Here is an 18,513-nt window from a genome sequence, read left to right on the forward strand (position 1 = left end):
TCTCGTCAGCCGACAGAAATGGCCTGCAAGTCGCCCCCATCGGGAAGTCGACCCAGCCATTCACGTCCCACGTCGCTGGCTCCAGTGAGACGGACGCGCCGCCCCTGCGCTTCGATTTCCAGCGCCACCACCAGATCGGTGGGCGGCAGCGCACCGGCGCCACGTTCGGGCCACTCAACCAGCCACAGCACGGCACTGCCCTCGTCCAGGCCCAGGAAATCCAGCTCCCCGGCCTGGCCGATGCGGTAAAGGTCCAGGTGCCAGGCTTCGCCGCCACTGGACAGCGGATAGCGCTCGACCAGGGTGTAGGTAGGGCTGCGGATCGCCCCCTGCACGCCGAGCGCGCGCAGCAGCGCACGCGCGGTGGTGGATTTGCCGGCGCCGAGGTCACCGCGCAGCTCGACCAGCGCCTGCGGGGGCCGGGTGGCGGCCAGCCACTGGCCCAGCAGTTCGGTGGCTTCGCTGTCGGCCAGGAAGAATTCAGTCATTGCAGGGGTTCCGGGTTGGCCAGCCGCCGCAGGGGCACCAGCAGATCAGTAGGAAGCAGTCCACGCGCGCCATCCAGGGCAGCAACATCGCCGGCCAGCGCATGCAGCAGGGCGCCACACGCGGCGGCATCGAAAGCAGCCAGGCCCTGCGCGCGCAGGCTGGCGATGATGCCGGTCAGCAGATCACCCATGCCGCCCACGGCCATGCCGGGGTTGCCGGCGGCAATCAGGCGCGGGGTGCGGCCGGGGGCCGCGACGATGCTGCCAGCGCCCTTCAGCACCACCACGGCGTGGTAGCGCTCGGCCAGCGCCTGGGCGCAGCGGTAGCGATCGGCCTGGATGTCGGCCGTGGTGCATTCCAGCAGGCGCGCGGCCTCACCCGGGTGCGGGGTCAGGATGGCATCGGGCAGCGTGCGTGGGTCGCGGGCCAGCAGGGTCAGCGCATCGGCATCGAGCACCAGCGGCTTGCCACAGGCCAGCACGCGCGCAAACAGGGCACGCGCCCAGTCGTCCTGGCCCAGGCCAGGGCCTATCGCCACGACCTTGGCTTTTTCAAGCAGCGCGGGCAGCGCTTCGCCCTCTTCCAGCGCATGCACCATGGCCTCGGGCAGGCGCGCCAGCAGCGGGCCGACATGGTCGCCGCGGGTGCCGATGCTGAGCAGTCCGGCACCGACGCGCAGGCCCGCCTCGGCAGCCAGGGCGATGGCGCCACCGCTGCCGTGGTTGCCGCCCACGCACAGCACATGGCCGGATTCGCCTTTGTGGGTATTGGCGCGGCGCGGCTTCAGCAATGCCGGCAAGCGCGCACCGGTCCAGTGTTCGGCCGCCGCCGAAACGCCCTGCCACGCCGCCTCGGGCAGCTGCAGCGCGGCCAGCGCGGGTTCGCCTGCGTGCTCCAGCGCGTCGCCGGTGTACAGCCCGCGGTGCGCCACGATGAACTGCAGGGTCAGCGTTGCGCGCACCGCGACGCCCGGCACCGTGCCACGGTCGGCGTCGACGCCGCTGGGCACATCCAGTGCAAATACCGGTGCGTCCTGTGCGTTCAGTGCTTCGATCACGGCCTGTGCTGTGCCTTCCGGCGCCCGGTCGAAACCCAGCCCGAACAGACCATCCACCCAGATATCGGCCGCGGGCAGCGTTCCGTCGAATTCCGCCAGCGTTCCCCCGACGGACCTGAAATCCGATGTTGCCCGTTGCGCCAACGCAGTGGCTGGCGGTTTGCCCGGCAGGGTCAGTGCCGTTACCCGACGCCCGGCCAGCAACGCATGCCGCGCCAGCACCAGGCCGTCGCCGCCGTTGTTGCCGCTACCCACCACCACGCCCACGTTCAGCGCCTGCGGCCAGTGCCGCAGCAGGCGTTGCCAGGCAGCCAGCCCGGCCTGGGCCATCAGCTCCCAGCCACCATCGCCCGCCAGCGCCGAAGCCTGGGCATCCAGCGCACGCGCAGCAGCAGAATCAAACAGATCGGCAAGGTTGGCCATGCAGAGATTTTATACTGGTGCGCATGTTCCCCGCCCCTGCCCCCCTCGATCCGGCCCTGGCCGTGCAGCGCATCCGCGAGCTCGCCCGTGCGCACGGCTTCCAGCGCTGCGGCATCGCCGGCATCGAGCTGGGCGAGGATGAGGCGCACCTGGCCGACTGGCTGGGCAAGGGCCTGTACGGGACAATGGACTGGATGGCCCGCCACGGCACCCTGCGCGCGCGCCCGGCAGAACTGCTGCCGGGTACGGTCAGGGTGATTTCGGTGGGCATGGATTACAGCCACAAGGACGACACCGAAGCCTGGGCGACCCTGGCCGATCCCGGCCGCGCCTATGTGGCGCGCTACGCGCTGGGCCGCGATTACCACAAGCTGATGCGCAACCGGCTGCAGAAGCTGGCCACGCAGATCAACGATGAGGTCGCGCCGCTCGGCTACCGCGTCTTCGTCGATTCGGCGCCGGTGCTGGAACGCGCGCTGGCGCGCAACGCCGGGCTCGGCTGGATAGGCAAGCACACCTGCCTGATCGACCGCCACGGTGGGTCTTGGTTCTTCATCGGTGAGATCTACATCGACATCCCGCTGCCGATCGACGCGGCGGCCACCGCGCACTGCGGCACCTGCACGCGCTGCATCGACGTCTGCCCGACCCAGGCCATCATCGCCCCGCAGCGGCTGGACGCGCGGCGCTGCATTTCCTACCTGACCATCGAACACGACGGCGCCATTCCCGAAGACATGCGGCCGCTGATCGGCAACCGCATCTACGGCTGCGACGACTGCCAGCTGGTCTGCCCCTGGAACAAGTTCGCCAAGCGCACCGACGAAGCGGATTTCCGTGCGCGCAACAATCTCGACACCGCGCGACTGGACCAGCTGTTTGCCTGGGATGAAGCCGAATTCCTGCGCCGCACCGAAGGCAGCCCGATCCGCCGCAGCGGCCACGAGCGCTGGCTGCGCAACATCGCCGTAGCGCTGGGCAACGCACCGGCCTCGACCGACGCACTGGCCGCCCTGGAGACCCGCGTCAACGATCGCTCACCCGTGGTGCGCGAGCACGTGCAGTGGGCGCTGGCCCAGCACGGCGCGCGCTGACGTGCGATCCTGAGCGCCCTGCTCCGCCCGTCACCGCCGTACCCATGCAGCCACGCAACAACGACGTCCTCACCCCCAGCCAGCTCAACACCCTGGCCCGCGACCTGCTGGAAGGCAGCTTCCCGGCGATCTGGGTCGAAGCCGAGCTGGGCAGCGTCGCCCGCCCCGCGTCCGGGCACCTGTATTTCACTCTGAAGGATGCGCGCGCGCAGCTGCGCGCAGCGATGTTCCGGATGAAGGCGCAGTACCTGAAGTTCGTGCCGCGCGAAGGCATGCGCGTGCTGGTGCGCGGCAAGGTGACGCTGTACGACGCGCGTGGCGAGTACCAGATGGTGCTGGACCACATGGAAGAAGCCGGCGAAGGCGCACTGCGCCGCGCCTTCGAGGAACTGAAGGCACGCCTGGAAGCCGAGGGTCTGTTCGACCCGGCGCGCAAGCGGCCGATGCCGGCGCACGTGCAGCGCCTGGCCGTGATCACCTCGCCCACCGGCGCCGCCGTGCGCGACGTCCTGAGCGTGCTGGCCCGCCGTTTTCCGCTGCTGGAAGTGGACCTGCTGCCGACCCTCGTCCAGGGCAGCACGGCCGCCGCGCAGATCACCCGCCTGCTGCAGGCCGCCGATGCCAGCGGCCGCTACGACGTGATCCTGCTGACCCGCGGTGGTGGTTCGCTGGAAGACCTGTGGGCGTTCAATGACGAGGCGCTGGCCCGGGCGATCGCCGCCAGCGGCACGCCGGTGGTATCGGCGGTGGGCCACGAAACCGACTTCAGCCTGAGCGACTTCGCCGCCGACCTGCGCGCGCCGACGCCATCAGTGGCAGCCGAACTGCTGGTGCCCGACCAGCGCGAACTGACCCTGCGCCTGCGCCGCACGGCCGCGCGCATGGTGCAGCTGCAGCGGCACACGATGCAGCAGGCGATGCAGCGCGCCGATCGCGCCCTGCTGCGGCTGAACGCGCAGAGCCCGCAGGCGCGCCTGGACCTGCTGCGTCGTCGCCAGCTCGACCTGGGCCGGCGCCTGCATGCGGCCTTCAACCAGCAGCAGGAGCGCCGTGCGGCGCGCCTGCGCCATGCAGCAGCGGTGCTGCGCGGTCACCATCCGCAACGCCAGCTGGACGAAATGCAGCGACGCCTGGCTGCCCTGCGCGGCCGCCCGCAGGCGGCACTGCAGCGCCTGCTGCAACGTGATGCCTTGCGCCTGCGCGGGCTGGCGCGCTCGCTGGAAGCGGTAAGCCCGCTGGCGACAGTGGCACGTGGTTACAGCATCCTGACCCGCAGTGACGACGGCACGCTGGTGCGTGAGGTTGGGCAGGTACAGGCCGGCGATGCGCTGCAGGCACGCGTCGGCGACGGCGTGATCGACGTGCTGGTCAAGTAAGGGGTGTGTTTGCAGGGCTTGCAGCCCTGCACCTGCAGGGGCAAGAGCAACAGCAACAGCAACAGCGGGCATTCCGTGGGATGACGGGGCGGGGGGGGGGGGGGGGGGGCGCGCGACTCGCCCCCTCCGGGGGGGGTGGGGGGGGGGGGGGGGGGGGGGGGGGGGGGGGGGGGGGGGCGGCCCGCCCCCCCCCCCCCCCCCCCGCCGCGCGGGCCCCCCCCCCCCCCCCCCCCCCCCCCCCCCCCCCCCCCCGCCATCCCACGGATAGCCAGCTTTTGACGTTGACGTTGATTCGGCAGGCGCAGGGCGGCAGCCCCGCCGCGTCACCGCTTCCGCCGGACCAGCGTGCTTGACGCCTCCAGCACCGCCCGGGTCAGCAGCGCCATCGTCTGCACATCACCCTTCCAGTGCTGCCAGTACAGCGGCACGTCTTCCCACGCACGCTGCCGCACATACACCAGCCGCCCCGCATCCAGATGGCGCTTCACCAGCGGCAGCGGGTTCATCGTCCAGCCCAGCCCGCCCAGGTTGGCCTGCACGAAGGCCCGGGTGGAGGGGATCCACCACGTCGGCGCCGTGCTCGGCAGCGCATCGCCGGCCATCCGCTGCGCGAAGCGCGACTGCATGTCGTCCTTGCGGTTGAACACCAGCACCGGGGCCTGAGCCAGCGCCTGCGCCGTCACGCCCTTGGCGAAATGGCGCTCGCGGAACTCCGGCGTGCACGTCGCCGCATAGCGGATGCTGCCCAGCGCATGGATCTGGCAGCCCTGCACCGGCTCGTCCAGCGTGGTCACCGCGCCCAGCACCGTGCCTTGGCGCAGCAGCTCCACCGTGTGGTCCTGGTCTTCCACGCGCAGGTCCAGGGTGGTGCCGGTGTTCTGCGCGAACTGCTGCGCGGCCTGCGGGAACCAGGTTTCCAGGCTGTCATGGTTCACCGCCACCGGGATGCTCGCCTGCGGCAGGTCCTCGTCGGCCAGGCCCATGCGGTGCAGGGCGTCGTGCTCCAGCAGCGCGGTCTGTTCGGCCAGCTGGACCAGCAGCTGGCCCTCGGCGGTGGCCGTGGCCGGGGTGCCGCGCTTGACCAGCAGGCGCCCGATCCGGTCCTCCAGCGCCTTCACCCGCTGCGAGATGGCCGAAGGGGTGACATTGAGCGACTGCGCGGCGCGGTCGAAGCTGCCTTCGCGGATGACCGCGGCCAAGGCCCGCAGCTGGGCATGGTCGATGCGCATCGAATTAAGCTCCGCTAATGTTGGTTTAGTAAGTTTAGCTCGTCTTTCAAATGTTGCGGCGCGACAATGGCGTCCATTCCGGTGCTGTCCGCCCTCGCGAGGCACCGTTCCCCCAGCAAGACAAGGCAGTGAATCCATGTTCTCGGTCATCTCCGCCAGCACCGGCCTCGGTGCCTGGTTCTCTGGTGCAGCTACCGGCGTCGGCCTGTTCGCCGTGGTCGGTGCCCAGAGCGCCTTCATCCTGCGCCAGGGCATCCTGCGCAAGCACATCGTGCCGGTGGTCGCCACCTGCGCGGCCATCGATGCCATCTTCATCTTCGCCAGCGTGGCCGGCCTGCGTACGCTCACCTCGGCGCTGCCGTGGCTGACCAGCGCCGTGCTGTGGACCGGCGTGGCCTTCCTGGCGTGGTATGCGATGAAGTCCGCGCGCCGTGCCTTCGCCGGTGGCGGTGGCATGGGCGAGGCCGACAGCGATGACGGCAGCCGCCGTGCGGTGCTGCTGGCTGCGGTCGGCTTCTCGCTCATCAACCCGCATTTCTGGCTGGACATGATGGTGATCGGCTCGATCGCCGAGAACTTCGGCAATGCGCGCATGGCGTTCGCTGCCGGCGTGGTCACTGCCAGCTGCCTGTGGCTGACCGCGCAGGGCCTGGGTGCCCGCCTGCTGGCGCCGCTGTTCACCAAGCCCAGCACCTGGCGCGTGCTGGACGGCACCATCGCCGTCATCCTCAGCATCCTGGCACTCACGCTGGCCATCCGCGGCGTGCACTGAGCACTGCACCGAACACCACACTCTCTCCAAGGTCGTGGCTGCGGCGGCATCGGAAACGATGCCGCCGTTCTTTTTTCTGCGGCACGGGTCTTCGTGGTGCTGGCGGCCGGGTAGTGCCCTGCATAGAATTCCCGCAGGCAGACAGGGTGTCCGCGGCAAAGGGGATGGATGCGCAGTATTTTTCTGGCCGTCGGGCTGGCCCTGGCGTCGATGCCGGTTGCCGCGGCGACGGTCGACCTGGATCGTTTCCTGCAGCGGGAAACCTTCACCGACATCAAGATTTCGCCCACGGGCGAGTACGTGGCCGCGACCGCACCGGTGGAGGCCGGCACGCTGGTGGCGATCTACCGGATCGCCGACATGCAGCTGGTGGGTTCCTTCCGGCCGACGCGCAACAACCACGCCAGCACCTTCGACTGGGTCAGCCGTGATCGGCTGCTGGTCGGTCTGGCGGTGTCCTATGGTCCCCTGGACCGGCCCGGGCTGACCGGCGAGCTGTACGCGGTCAACGCCGATGGCAAGGAAGGCAAGCTGCTGGTGGGCGTCCGCTCGCCCGGCCGTGGCCGCGACCAGTCGGTGATGCCGGCCGATTCGGTGGTGGCGTTCCTGGCCGACGAGTTGCGCGATGACGAGAGCAACGTCCTGCTGGCGGTCACTCCGATCTTCAGCAAGGCCTCCACCCAGGTCGAGCGCATGGACGTACTGACCGGGCGGCGCACGGCCGTGGCACAGGCGCCGATGGCCGATGCCGCGTTCACCACCAACAATAATGGCCACGTGCGGTTCGCCCGCGCCCGCGACGACGACAACAAGCTGCGTCTGTACTACCGCCAGGATGAAGCCACACCCTGGGTGCTGGTGAACGACGAGGCGGCCAGCGGACATCTCGAGTTCGCGCTCGGCTTCGATGCCAGCGACGAGATCGCCTACCTGCAGGTCGAGCAGGCCGAAGGCCCCGACACCATCGTCGCCTGGAACCCGCGCAGCAATGTGCGGCGCGACGTGCTGCGCGACCCGGTGCTCGATCCGACGCGGATCCTGATGCGCCCGGGCACCCGCCAGCCGGTGGGCGCGCTGTTCCTCGGCGAAGCCCCGCGCACCCGCTTCTTCGACGAGACATCGGCCGACGCACGGCTCTACCGCAGCCTCGAGGCCGGACTGGGTTCCGCGGTGAACGTGACCTCCAGCACCCACGACGGGCGGACGCTGCTGGTCGAATCGTGGTCGGGCAGCAACCCCGGTGATTTCCATCTCTACGACACCACCTGCAAGGCCGCGCGGCACCTGATCAGCCGCAGCGACTGGATCGACCCGGCTGACATGGCCAGCGTGCGGCCGCTGCAGCTGAAGGCACGCGACGGGCGCACGCTGCGCGGCTTCGTCACCGTACCGCACGGCCGCGAGCTGCGTGGCCTGCCGATGGTGGTGATGCCACACGGCGGTCCGTTCGGCGAATTTGACACCGGTGGCTACGACACCGAGACGCAGATGCTGGCCGCGGCCGGCTACGCAGTGCTGCAGGTCAACTTCCGCGGTTCGGCCGGCCTTGGCCGCGAACACCTGCTGGCCGGCCAGAAGCAGTGGGGCCGGGCGATGCAGGACGATGTCACCGATGCCACCCGCTGGGCCATCGCGCAGGGCTGGGCCGATGGCGGACGCATCTGCATCTACGGCGCCAGCTATGGCGCCTATTCGGCGATGATGGGCGCCGTACGCGAACCGGGCCTGTATCGCTGCGCGGCCGGTTTTGCCGGTGTCTATGACCTGCCGTTGATGCACGTCCGCGGCGACATCCGCGCCAACGTGTCGGGAAAGACCTATCTGCGCGAGTGGCTGGGCGAGCCCAAGGAGCTGGCCGCGTGGTCACCGGTCAACCTGGCGGGGCAGATCAAGGTGCCGGTGCTGCTGGCTGCCGGCCGCGACGACGTGCGCGCGCCGCCGGTGCACACCGAGCGCATGGCCGCTGCGCTGAACAAGGCGCGCGTGCCGGTGGAAACGCTCTATTACCGCCATGAAGGGCACGGCCTGTACCGCGAGGCCAACCGCCGAGACTACTTCACGCACCTGCTGGCGTTCCTGTCGCGCAGCCTCGGCGGTGCCACGGCCAGCCCGGCAGCGGCGCCGGCCACGCGGGCGGCACGCGCCACACGGGCGCCCTGACGGCCGGGCATGCAATCGGACACTGGCAGGCCGTCCATCGGCCTGCCTACAATCGGGGGTGCGGACAGGGTGTCCGCTGTATAGGGGGAAGGATGCGCAAGACAATGATGGCCGCGCTGCTGGCGCTGGCCTGTGCCTCGCCGGCTGCGGCCGGTGCCGTGGACCTGGAAAAGTACATCCGCCAGGAGACATTCCAGGACATCAAGATTTCGCCGGGGGGCGACTACTTCGCTGCCACTGTGCCGATGGAAGACAGCACCGCTGTCGTCATCATGCGGACCTCGGACAACACGCCGGTGGGCAGTTTCCGCCCGCCCCGCAACAACCATGCGACCAGCTTCGACTGGGTCAGCAACGAACGCGTGCTGATCGAGCTGTCCGAGAAGTTCGGCTCGCTGGATACGCCGCAGCGCACCGGTGAGCTGTACGCGGTCAACGCCAATGGCGGGCGCGGCGAGCTGCTGGTCGGCTACCGCGTGGAAGGCAACGGGCCCGGTACCCGCATCCAGCCTAAGAAGGTGGAGGCGGTGGCTGCCTTCCTCACCGACGAGCTGGCCAACGACGACCGCAACGTGCTGGTCGCGGTGTGGCCGTTCAGCAACGATCCCTTCACCCGCGTGGAGCGGCTGGACGTCACCACGGGGCGCCGCGTGCAGGTCGCGGGCTCGCCGGTGCGCAAGGCCAGCTTCACTACCGACAACAAGGGTGGGGTGCGCTTTGCCCGCGGTGCCGGTAGTGACAACGTCAACAAGCTCTACTACCGCCAGCCGAGCAACAACCAGTGGGTGCTGGTCAACGACGAGGCACTCAGCAACCGCGTCGAGAGCGCCATCGGCTTCGCTGAAGACAACAGCGTGGCCTACCTGCAGGTCCAGCAGCCGAAGGGCCCCGACGCCATCGTCAGCTGGAACCCGCAGACCGGCGAACGGAAGACGCTGCTGGTCGATGACGTGGTCGATCCGTACCACATCATCTTCCGCAACGGCACCCGCGTGCCGGTAGGTGCGCTGTACGTGGGCGATACCACCCGCAGCCGTTTCTTCGACGAGACCTCGGCCGATGCGCGCCTCTACCACAGCCTGGAAGCGGCCTTCAAACAGCCGGTCTACATCACCTCCAGTACGCGCGACGGCAAGAAGGTGTTGGTGGAAACCTGGACCGGCAACGATCCCGGCGCCTTCTACGTGTTCGATACGGTGGCCAAGTCGGCACAGCACCTGATCAGCCGCAGCGAGTGGCTGGACGTGGACAAGACCGCGCCGGTGCGCGCTGTATCGCTGAAGGCCCGCGATGGCCTGCCGCTGCACGGCTTCCTGACGCTGCCGCACGGCAGCAACGGTCGCAACCTTCCGATGGTGGTGCTGCCGCATGGCGGGCCGTACCAGGTCTTCGACAGCGGACGCTATGACATGGAATCGCAGATGCTGGCCGACGCCGGCTATGCGGTGCTGCAGATCAACTTCCGTGGCTCGGACAACTACGGCCGCGCGCATGCCCAGGCGGGTGCGCGGCAGTGGGGCGGCACCATGCAGGACGACGTCACCGACGCCACCCGCTGGGCCATCTCGCAGGGCATCGCCAACAAGGACCGCATCTGCATCTACGGGGCCAGCTACGGTGCCTACTCGGCGATGATGGGTACGGTACGCGAACCCGGCATGTACCAGTGTGCCGCCGGCTACGTGGGCGTGTACGACCTGCCGATGATGTTCACCCGTGGTGATGTGCAGGAGCGCGGTTCGGGCATGACCTACCTGCGTGACTGGCTGGGCGATCCGGCGAAGCTGGGTGCGGTCTCGCCGGTCACCCTTGCCGGGCAGATCAAGGTGCCGGTGTTCCTCGCGGCCGGTGGCGAAGACAAGCGCGCTCCGATCGAGCACACCAAGCGCCTGGAAGCGGCGCTGAAGAAGGCGGGCACGCCGGTGGAAAGCCTGTACTACAGCACCGAAGGCCACGGTTTCTACCGCCCTGAGCACGAACGCGAGTACTACAGCCGCCTGCTGGCGTTCCTGTCCAACAGCCTGGGTGGGGCCAAGGCCAGTGCGGAAGCGCCGAAGGCCAGCGGCAAGGCGCCGTAAGCCCAACCGCGCGCTTGAGCAGGCCGGGCAGCCAAGGCTGTCCGGCCTGGAAACACCATGAGACCCGCTGCGCTGTGGGTCGGGCTGCCCGCGCCGTCTGACGGCGGGCAGGCCAGGGCGCCCTGATCGGGCGCCGCCGGGTCGAGGGTCACTTCACCCCGTGCATCATCCGCTTCAGCAGCGGCGCGGCGATGAAGGCCAGCACTGCACAGCCCAGGCCGATCCACATCAGCAGCCAGAACAGGTGCGCATAGGCGCCGGCGGCCGCTACCCTGTCCAGCGTCTCGCCTTCGGGCACCTCGATCGCCGCCAGCTTGCCGAACAGCGCGGCCAGCGTTTCGGAGAACGCGGTGGCCAGGAACCAGGTGCCCATCATCAGGCTCATCACCCGCGGCACGGCCAGCTGGGTCACCGCCGACAGGCCGACCGGCGACAGGCACATCTCGCCGCTGGCAAGCAGGAAGTAGGCCAGCACCAGCCACCACACGCTGGCCATTTCGCCGGTGGCGCCGACCTGCTGCGCGGCCAGCGCCAGCGGCACGAAAGACAGCGCGCCGATGACCAGGCCCCAGGCCGACTTGACCGGCTTGCCCGGCTCCCAGCCGCGGCGGTCCATCCAGGTCCACAACGCGGCGAACGCCGGTGCCAGCAGCACCAGGAACAGGCCGCCCAGATAGGTAAGCGAACCGGCGGTCTGCGGAATCACCAGGCAATCGCGCACCAACAGCACCAGCATCAGCGCGACGATGGCGATGAAGAATGCCCGCGGCGCGTTCGAGCCCGGGCGACGTTCGGACAGGCGCGCGCTGACCACGAAGCCCAGCGGTGCCAGCAGCAGGGAGACGATCGACCACGGCAGCGGGGTGCCGCCGGTAATGACCAGCGCCGGCACGATGTCCTTGGTCAGCAGGCGATCGGTGAAGGTGACCCACGAGCCGTAGGACTGCTCGTACATCGTGAAGAACACCAGCGCCATGAAGATCAGCACCATCAGCGCGATCATCTGCTGGCGCTGCACCGGGGTGCACTTGCTGCCGGTGAACCAGGCGAACCAGACCAGTACGCCGCCCAGCACCACCAGCATCAGCATCAGCGCCAGGCTGATCTCGCCGCCGAGGGCGAAGGCGCCGTTGCCGGCGGCCCACATCAGCCACGCCACCGGCAGCACGCCGACCACCGCGCACAGGTAGATCAACCATTCGCGCGGCAGGCCCAGCACCTTCTGCTTCAGTGCGGCCGGCTGCGGCGGTTCGGCGTGGCCCTGCAGGTACTTCTGGCCCCACAGGAACATCGCCAGGCCGGCCAGCATGCCGATGCCGGCGGCGCCGAAGCCGTACTTCCAGCCATAGGCCTCGCCGAGGAAGCCGCAGACCAGCGAGGAGAACAGCGCGCCGAGGTTGATGCCGGCGTAGAACAGCGAGAAACCCGAATCGCGGCGCGGGTCGTCCTGCGGGTAGAGCTTGCCGACGATGGTGGAGATGTTTGGCTTGAGGAAGCCGACGCCCATGATGATCAGCGCCAGCGACAGGTAGGTCACCGCCAGGGCCGAGGTATCGCGCACCACCTCACCGTTGACCCGGTAGGCGGCGTGGCCCTCGAAGGCCATGCCGAGATGACCAAGCACCAGCAGGATGCCGCCGAACAGCACCGCCCGGCGCATGCCCAGCCAGCGGTCGGCCAGCATGCCGCCGAACACGGGAATGCAGTAGACCAGGCCGCCATACGCGCCCAGCAGGTCCAGGCCGGCCTTGTCGCCGAACAGGTGGTACTTGGTGAGATACAGCAGCAGCAGCGCCTTCATTCCGTAGAAGGAGAAGCGCTCCCACATTTCGGTGAAGAAGCAGACGTAGACGCCCTTCGGGTGGCCGAGGAAGTCGTCGGAAGCGATAGCGGCAGAATTCATCGGCGGATTATAGGCGTGTGCCGCAGGCACACGCCGGGTAGCGCGGGGCCATGTGGGGCGGCACTACGCAACGCCGGGCTTGGCCCGACGGCCTCAGTAGACCCACGCCATGCGTGGATGGGGCTCATCACCCGCGGTCGATTACAGGTAGCGCAGCCAGGCCAGGTCGCGGCGGCGGGCCTTGAAGCGGCCGAACAGCAGCGTCGGCGGGTACATCGCCACCGCCAGCGCGCAGGCCACCAGCAGCAGGCCGGCCACCGAATCCAGCGCGTACAGGCTGCCGTGGGTGGGGCCCCAGGCCGTCAACGCGGTCACGTACAGCAGCTTCAGCACGTACAGATGCAGCAGGTAGAAGAACATCGGCGCCGCACCGATCTCGGCCAGCGGGCGCAGGGTTTCGGCCAGCGGCGGCCATTCGTACAGGCGCAGCAGCAACAGGCCCACGCCCAGGGTCAGCAGCAGGAACTGCAGCGACGGCGGGTACTTGGTCACGTTGAACACGCTCATCCAGGTGCGCAGGGCGCTGTCCTGGTGCTGCCACGGCGCATCGCCATAGCCGTTGGCCAGGCGCAGCAGGGCGAACGCGGCCAGGGCACCCAGCCCGGCCCACAGCAGCCAGCGCTGGCGCTGGGCCGGGTCGCGGTCGCGGGCGAACCACGGTCCCATCAGGTAGCCCAGCACGATCACCCCGATCCACGGCAGCACCGGGTAGGACGTACGCAGGCGCAGCACGCCGGTTTCGATCCAGTCGCGCTGGTGCAGCACCTTCCACAGCACCGCCAGTACGCCGTTGCCTCCCACGCGCACGCCATCGAACAGGTTGTGGCCGGCCACCAGCAGCACGCCCAGCACCAGCAGTGCCGGGCGCGGCAGCCACAGCAGTCCGGCCAGCGCGATCATGCTCAGGCCGATGGCCCAGATCACCTGCAGGTACAGCGTGTCCGGCGGGAACTGGAAGGTCCAGGCGAAGTTGACCAGGGTCAGTTCCAGCACCACCAGGAACAGGCCGCGCTTGAGCAGGAAGGCGGCGATGGCGCGGCACGGGTCGGCCTGGCGCTGGCCGTACAGCCATGCCGACAGGCCGGTGAGCAGCACGAACACCGGCGCGCACAGATGCGCCAGCAGGCGGCAGCCGAACAGGGCAGGGGAGACGCTGGCCGCGTCCATCGGGTCGCCGACCTGGTGCTGCAGGAAGAAGGTCTCACGCACGTGGTCGAGCAGCATCAGCAGCATCACGGTGCCGCGCAGCTGGTCGATGGAGGCCAGCCGGAGAGAGGGGGAAGGGGGCATGTAAAGCAACGGCTGGGTACAACATAAAGATATAACATATCATTTGCAGGAAGGCCATTCCGGGTTTGCTGCATCGGCCGGTTGCCTGTGCGCGTCCGCCGCCCTTGCACTGCAGCACCCGGCCCCATCCTTTGGCACGCTGGACTTGCTCTGCCCTGAACGCTAGCGTGGCAGGGATTTTTTGCCAGCAGGGGCTTCCATGAACCATGACGCTGCGCCCAAGCAGCTCACCTTCCGCGCAGTGGCCCTGGCCATCGTGCTGGCGGTGGTGCTGTCGGCGGCCAACGCCTATCTCGGTCTGTTCGCAGGCCTGACCATCGCCACCGCCATTCCCGCGGCGGTCATTTCCATGGGCGTGCTGCGCCTGCTGGGCGGTGGTTCCATCCTCGAAAACAACATCGTCCAGACCGGCGCTTCGGCCGGTTCGTCCATTGCCGCCGGTGTCATCTTCACCATCCCGGCGCTGGTCATCATGGGCTACTGGCCGGACTTCAAGTACTGGTGGGTGCTGGGCATCGCCGGTCTAGGCGGCCTGCTGGGCGTGCTGTTCTCGGTGCCGCTGCGCCGTTCGATGATCGTCGAAGACCCGCTGCCCTTCCCGGAAGGCAAGGCCGCGGCCGAAGTGCTCAAGGCTGGTGAAAACCCCGGCCCGGGCCTGAAGATCCTTGGCCTGTCGGCCGTGATCGGTGCCTTCGTCAAGCTCGCCGCCGAAAGCGGCCTGCGCCTGATCCCCGATGCCTGGTCGACCTCGGCCTACGTCGGCGGCTCGAAGATCACCGCCTTCATCGGCACCAACCTGTCGCCGGCCCTGCTGGGCGTGGGCTACATCGTCGGCCTGAACGTCGGCATCGTGGTCGTGTCCGGCTCGATCCTGACCTGGCACATCGCCATTCCGATCTACCAGGCGTTCTTCATGAACACCGATCCGGCCCTGGCCGCGTCGGTCGCCGCCGCCTCGTCCACCGAGGCCGCGTTCGCCATCTGGGGCGCGAAGATGCGCTACCTGGGCGTCGGCGCGATGCTGATCGGCGGCATCTGGACCCTGATCTCGCTGCGCAAGTCGCTGCTGAACGGCGTCAAGAGCGGCTTCGCCGCCGCGCGCAAGAGTGGCGGCCCGGTGCTGGCGCATACCGAACGCGACCTGCCGATGAAGTGGATGCTGGTCGCCCTGGTGGTCTTCGTGCTGCCGCTGCTGGCCCTGTACCAGGCCATCGTCGGCCAGTGGCACGTGTCGATCCCGATGACCATCATCATGATCGTCGCCGGCTTCCTGTTCGTGTCGGTCTCGGCCTACCTGGCTGGCCTGATCGGTTCGTCCAACAACCCGGTCTCGGGCATCACCATCTCCACCATCCTGTTCGCCTCGGCCGTGCTGGTCGTGCTGCTGGGCGCCGATGGCCTGAAGCCGGTCGGTGCCGGCGGTGCGCCGCTGGGCGCGGTGGCCGCCATCATGATCGGCGCGGTGGTCTGCTGCGCCGCCGCGGTGGGCGGTGACAACCTGCAGGACCTCAAGGCGGGCTACATCGTCGGTGCCACCCCGTGGAAGCAGCAGCTGATGCTGGGCATCGGTGCGTTCTCGTGCGCGCTGATCATGGCCCCGGTGCTGAACCTGCTGGCGACCGCCTACGGCATCGGCGTGAAGTCCGAGCTGCACCCGAACGCGCTGGCCGCCCCGCAGGCGAACCTGATGGCCTCGGTGGCCAAGGGCCTGTTCGGCGGCGAACTGCCGTGGACCTTCATTGGCATCGGTGCCGTGGTCGGTGCGGTCATCATCGCCTTCGACAGCTGGCTGAAGTCGCGCAACTCGCGCTTCCGCGTGCCGGTGCTGGCCGCCGCCATCGGCATCTACCTGCCGCTGGAACTGATGGTGCCGATCTTCCTGGGCGGCCTGATCGCCTATCTGGTCGAGCGCTTCCACAAGGTGCGTGGCGATGACGAAGAAGGCCGCGACCGCGTGCACAAACCAGGCGTGCTGTTCGCCGCCGGCCTGATCACCGGCGAGGCGCTGATGGGTATCGCCATCGCCGTGCCGATCGTGGTCAGCAGCCGCGCCGACGTGCTGGCCCTGCCGTTCCACCTGCCGGCCGCGCAGTGGTTCGGCCTGGCCGTGCTGTTCCTGGTCGGCTGGCTGATCTACCGCACCGGCAAGCGCGCGATGGCGTAATGCCAAGGGGTCGGATCCCTTCCCAACGGGAAGAGCTCTGACCCCGGATCGCCGCCGGACGCTGGGCAGGGGTCAGAGCCGATTCCTGCGGAATCGGATCCGATCCCTGCGGAATCGGATCCGATCCCGACGCAGCACCCGCAAACCCCGCTCCGGCGGGGTTTGCTCGTTGTGGCGGCGCGGCAACCCCGCCCAAGCGGCCATGACCGATGGCCTTGGCAGCCCCGCCCGCACGGGCCTACCATCGGTTTTTTGCCGTCCTGCGGAGATCCCGATGAAACTGCGTCATGCCCTGCTGCCACTGAGCCTGCTGGCCGCCCTGCCCAGCGTCGCCGCTGCCCGTGGCCTGGAAGTCCGCGACATGGTGGCCATGGATCGCGTCTCCGCCCCGGTCCTGACCGCTGATGGCGGCACCGTGGTGTTCGCCAAGCGCACTACCGATGCCAACCTCAAGGCCAGCACCGCGCTGTTCGCGCGCAACCTGCGCACCCGCGATGCGGCACCGCCGAAGCAGATCACCCCGGCCGGCTGGAACGTCAATTCGGCCTCGCTGTCGGCCGACGGCCAGACCGTGTACTTCCTCAGTGCCAAGAACGGCAGCCAGCAGCTGTACGCGCAGGGCATCAGTGGCGGCACTCCGCGCCAGCTGACCGATTTCCCGGTGGACGTGGACAGCTACCACGTCTCGCCGCAGGACGACCGCGTGCTGTTCAGCGCGGGCGTGTTCCAGGCCTGTGCCTCGGACCTGGCCTGCACCGGGAAGAAGCTCAAGGACGTGGCCGACGCCAAGGCCAGCGGCAAGGTCTTCGATTCGCTGTTCGTGCGCCATTGGGACACCTGGAACGACGGCCGCCGCAACACCCTGTTCGTGGCCCCGCTGCCGGCGGCCAAGGCCGGCCCGGTGAAGGGCGCCTCGGCGCTGAGCGCGACCATCGATGGCGACGCGCCGTCCAAGCCGTTCGGCGGCAATGACGATTTCACCTGGTCGCCGGACGGCGCCAGCGTGGTCGCCAGCATCCGCGTGGCCGGCAAGCAGGAACCGTGGTCGACCAACTTCGACCTGTACCGCTTCGATGCCGCCGGCAAGCAGGCGCCGGTCAACCTGACCGCTTCCAACCCGGCCTGGGATGCCGGCCCGGTGTTCAGCGCCGACGGCAAGACCTTGTTCTACCGCGCCATGAAGCGCCCAGGCTTCGAAGCTGACCGCTTCGGCCTGATGGCGATGGACCTGGCCAGCGGCAAGGCCCGCGAGATCGCCCCGCAGTGGGATCGTTCGGCCGGTGAGATCACCCTGTCCGCCGATGGCGCCAGCATCTACACCACCACCGACGACCTCGGCGAGCACCCGCTGTTCCAGATCGACGTGGCCAGCGGCAAGGCCACCAAGGTCATCGGCGATGGCACCGTGTCCTCGGTCAGCGTGGCGGGGAACAGCGTGGCCATCACCCGCAACAGCCTGAAGAGCAACGACCAGGTGCTGGTCGGCATGCTGCCGGCCGCCGGCCAGCCGATCGGCGAGCTGCGCGCGCTGACCCCGGCCGCAGGCGAGGTGCTGAAGGACGTCAACTTCGGTGATTTCGAGCAGTTCGAGTTCAAGGGCTGGAACAACGACACCGTGCACGGCTACGTGGTCAAGCCGCACAACTACCAGGAAGGCAAATCCTACCCGGTCGCGTTCCTGATCCACGGCGGCCCGCAGGGCAGCTTCGGCAACGGCTGGAGCTACCGCTGGAACCCGCAGACCTACACCGGCCAGGGCTATGCCGTGGTCATGATCGACTTCCACGGTTCCACCGGCTACGGCCAGGCCTTCACCGATGCGATCAGCCAGCACTGGGGCGACCGCCCGCTGGAAGACCTGCAGAAGGGCTGGAGCGCGGCGCTGAAGAAGTATTCCTTCCTCAATGGTGACAAGGCCTGCGCACTGGGCGCCAGCTACGGCGGCTTCATGGTCAACTGGATCGCCGGCAACTGGAACAGCCCGTTCAAGTGCCTGGTCAACCATGACGGCGTGTTCGACCAGCGCATGATGGGGTACGCCACCGAAGAACTGTGGTTCACCGAGTGGGAGCAGGGCGGCACGCCGTATGAGAAGGCCGCCAACTTCGAGAAGTTCAACCCGGTCAACCACGTGGCCGACTGGAAGAAGCCGATCCTGGTCATCCACGGCCAGCAGGACTTCCGCATTCCGGTCGAGCAGGGCCTGGCCGCGTTCACCGCCGCCCAGCGCCAGGGCATCCAATCGAAGTTCCTGTACTTCCCGGACGAGAACCACTGGGTGCTGAAGCCGAACAACAGCATCCTGTGGCATGACACCGTCAACGCCTGGCTGAAGCAGCACATCGGCGAATAAGCCGGTCCAGGGGCCCCCCCCGGGGGGGGCGGGGTGTTTGTTTTTTTCCCGCGGCCCCGGCGGGGGGGGTGAGGCGCCGGTAGACGCCCCACCCCCCCCGCCTGAGGACGGGCTGCGCGCCGCCC

12 protein-coding genes are annotated in these 18,513 nt (G+C 68.7%); 7 read left to right on the forward strand and 5 right to left on the reverse strand.

Features of this window, described 5'->3' with window-relative positions; genetic code table 11:
* Window positions 1-5: 5 nt before the first annotated feature.
* Both tsaE and AC1VXD_RS15495 read right to left on the reverse strand, forming a co-directional pair.
* Entirely contained in the window at window positions 6-488 is a 483-nt protein-coding gene (gene tsaE, locus AC1VXD_RS15490; protein ID WP_367382754.1) for a tRNA (adenosine(37)-N6)-threonylcarbamoyltransferase complex ATPase subunit type 1 TsaE, read from the reverse strand.
* Entirely contained in the window at window positions 485-1,969 is a 1,485-nt protein-coding gene (locus tag AC1VXD_RS15495) for an NAD(P)H-hydrate dehydratase (protein WP_482992796.1), read from the reverse strand. The genes tsaE and AC1VXD_RS15495 overlap by 4 nt, the downstream gene beginning before the upstream one ends.
* A gap of 23 nt (window positions 1,970-1,992) precedes the next feature.
* On the opposite strand from AC1VXD_RS15495, the gene queG reads away from it, so the two are divergent.
* A complete protein-coding gene (gene queG, locus AC1VXD_RS15500) occupies window positions 1,993-3,063 on the forward strand; it encodes a tRNA epoxyqueuosine(34) reductase QueG (protein ID WP_482992797.1) in 1,071 nt (356 codons plus the stop codon).
* Between the two features lie 44 nt (window positions 3,064-3,107).
* A complete protein-coding gene (gene xseA / locus AC1VXD_RS15505; protein ID WP_482992798.1) occupies window positions 3,108-4,439 on the forward strand; it encodes an exodeoxyribonuclease VII large subunit in 1,332 nt (443 codons plus the stop codon).
* Window positions 4,440-4,762: 323 nt separating this feature from the next.
* Here the strand turns inward: xseA and AC1VXD_RS15510 are convergent, their stop codons facing one another.
* On the reverse strand, window positions 4,763-5,668 hold the full coding sequence (locus AC1VXD_RS15510) for a LysR family transcriptional regulator ArgP (protein ID WP_108768150.1): 906 nt from the start codon (window positions 5,666-5,668) through the stop codon (window positions 4,763-4,765).
* Between the two features lie 136 nt (window positions 5,669-5,804).
* Here AC1VXD_RS15510 and AC1VXD_RS15515 point away from each other — a divergent pair, with 136 nt between their 5' ends.
* The 3 genes from AC1VXD_RS15515 (at window position 5,805) to AC1VXD_RS15525 (ending at window position 10,678) form a co-directional block, all read left to right on the forward strand.
* The gene (locus tag AC1VXD_RS15515; RefSeq protein WP_108764406.1) at window positions 5,805-6,440 is read left to right on the forward strand and encodes a LysE/ArgO family amino acid transporter; all 636 of its coding nucleotides are present in this window, start codon (window positions 5,805-5,807) and stop codon (window positions 6,438-6,440) included.
* 168 nt (window positions 6,441-6,608) lie between these two features.
* Window positions 6,609-8,600 carry an alpha/beta hydrolase family protein gene (locus tag AC1VXD_RS15520; protein ID WP_482992799.1) on the forward strand — a complete coding sequence of 664 codons (1,992 nt, stop codon included), beginning with the start codon at window positions 6,609-6,611 and terminating at the stop codon, window positions 8,598-8,600.
* 92 nt (window positions 8,601-8,692) lie between these two features.
* Complete coding sequence (locus AC1VXD_RS15525) at window positions 8,693-10,678, forward strand: alpha/beta hydrolase family protein (RefSeq protein WP_482992800.1); 1,986 nt, start codon at window positions 8,693-8,695, stop codon at window positions 10,676-10,678.
* Window positions 10,679-10,826: 148 nt separating this feature from the next.
* Here AC1VXD_RS15525 and AC1VXD_RS15530 read toward each other — a convergent pair whose 3' ends face one another.
* Complete coding sequence (locus AC1VXD_RS15530) at window positions 10,827-12,581, reverse strand: peptide MFS transporter (RefSeq protein ID WP_482992801.1); 1,755 nt, start codon at window positions 12,579-12,581, stop codon at window positions 10,827-10,829.
* Between the two features lie 141 nt (window positions 12,582-12,722).
* On the reverse strand, window positions 12,723-13,871 hold the full coding sequence (locus tag AC1VXD_RS15535; RefSeq protein ID WP_482992802.1) for an acetyltransferase domain-containing protein: 1,149 nt from the start codon (window positions 13,869-13,871) through the stop codon (window positions 12,723-12,725).
* Window positions 13,872-14,070: 199 nt separating this feature from the next.
* Between AC1VXD_RS15535 and AC1VXD_RS15540 the strand changes: the two genes are divergently transcribed.
* On the forward strand, window positions 14,071-16,035 hold the full coding sequence (locus tag AC1VXD_RS15540; protein ID WP_482992803.1) for an OPT family oligopeptide transporter: 1,965 nt from the start codon (window positions 14,071-14,073) through the stop codon (window positions 16,033-16,035).
* A 274-nt stretch (window positions 16,036-16,309) separates the two neighbouring features.
* Complete coding sequence (locus AC1VXD_RS15545; protein WP_482992804.1) at window positions 16,310-18,388, forward strand: S9 family peptidase; 2,079 nt, start codon at window positions 16,310-16,312, stop codon at window positions 18,386-18,388.
* The last annotated feature ends 125 nt before the right edge of the window (window positions 18,389-18,513 follow it).

This window comes from Stenotrophomonas sp. STEN054 (assembly GCF_056854535.1).

Coding starts and splice junctions, on each gene's coding strand:
- tsaE (WP_367382754.1), bottom strand. CDS start 488: ATGACTGAATTCTTCCTGGCCGACAGCGAAGCCACCGAACTGCTGGGC.
- AC1VXD_RS15495 (WP_482992796.1), bottom strand. CDS start 1,969: ATGGCCAACCTTGCCGATCTGTTTGATTCTGCTGCTGCGCGTGCGCTG.
- queG (WP_482992797.1), top strand. CDS start 1,993: ATGTTCCCCGCCCCTGCCCCCCTCGATCCGGCCCTGGCCGTGCAGCGC.
- xseA (WP_482992798.1), top strand. CDS start 3,108: ATGCAGCCACGCAACAACGACGTCCTCACCCCCAGCCAGCTCAACACC.
- AC1VXD_RS15510 (WP_108768150.1), bottom strand. CDS start 5,668: ATGCGCATCGACCATGCCCAGCTGCGGGCCTTGGCCGCGGTCATCCGC.
- AC1VXD_RS15515 (WP_108764406.1), top strand. CDS start 5,805: ATGTTCTCGGTCATCTCCGCCAGCACCGGCCTCGGTGCCTGGTTCTCT.
- AC1VXD_RS15520 (WP_482992799.1), top strand. CDS start 6,609: ATGCGCAGTATTTTTCTGGCCGTCGGGCTGGCCCTGGCGTCGATGCCG.
- AC1VXD_RS15525 (WP_482992800.1), top strand. CDS start 8,693: ATGCGCAAGACAATGATGGCCGCGCTGCTGGCGCTGGCCTGTGCCTCG.
- AC1VXD_RS15530 (WP_482992801.1), bottom strand. CDS start 12,581: ATGAATTCTGCCGCTATCGCTTCCGACGACTTCCTCGGCCACCCGAAG.
- AC1VXD_RS15535 (WP_482992802.1), bottom strand. CDS start 13,871: ATGCCCCCTTCCCCCTCTCTCCGGCTGGCCTCCATCGACCAGCTGCGC.
- AC1VXD_RS15540 (WP_482992803.1), top strand. CDS start 14,071: ATGAACCATGACGCTGCGCCCAAGCAGCTCACCTTCCGCGCAGTGGCC.
- AC1VXD_RS15545 (WP_482992804.1), top strand. CDS start 16,310: ATGAAACTGCGTCATGCCCTGCTGCCACTGAGCCTGCTGGCCGCCCTG.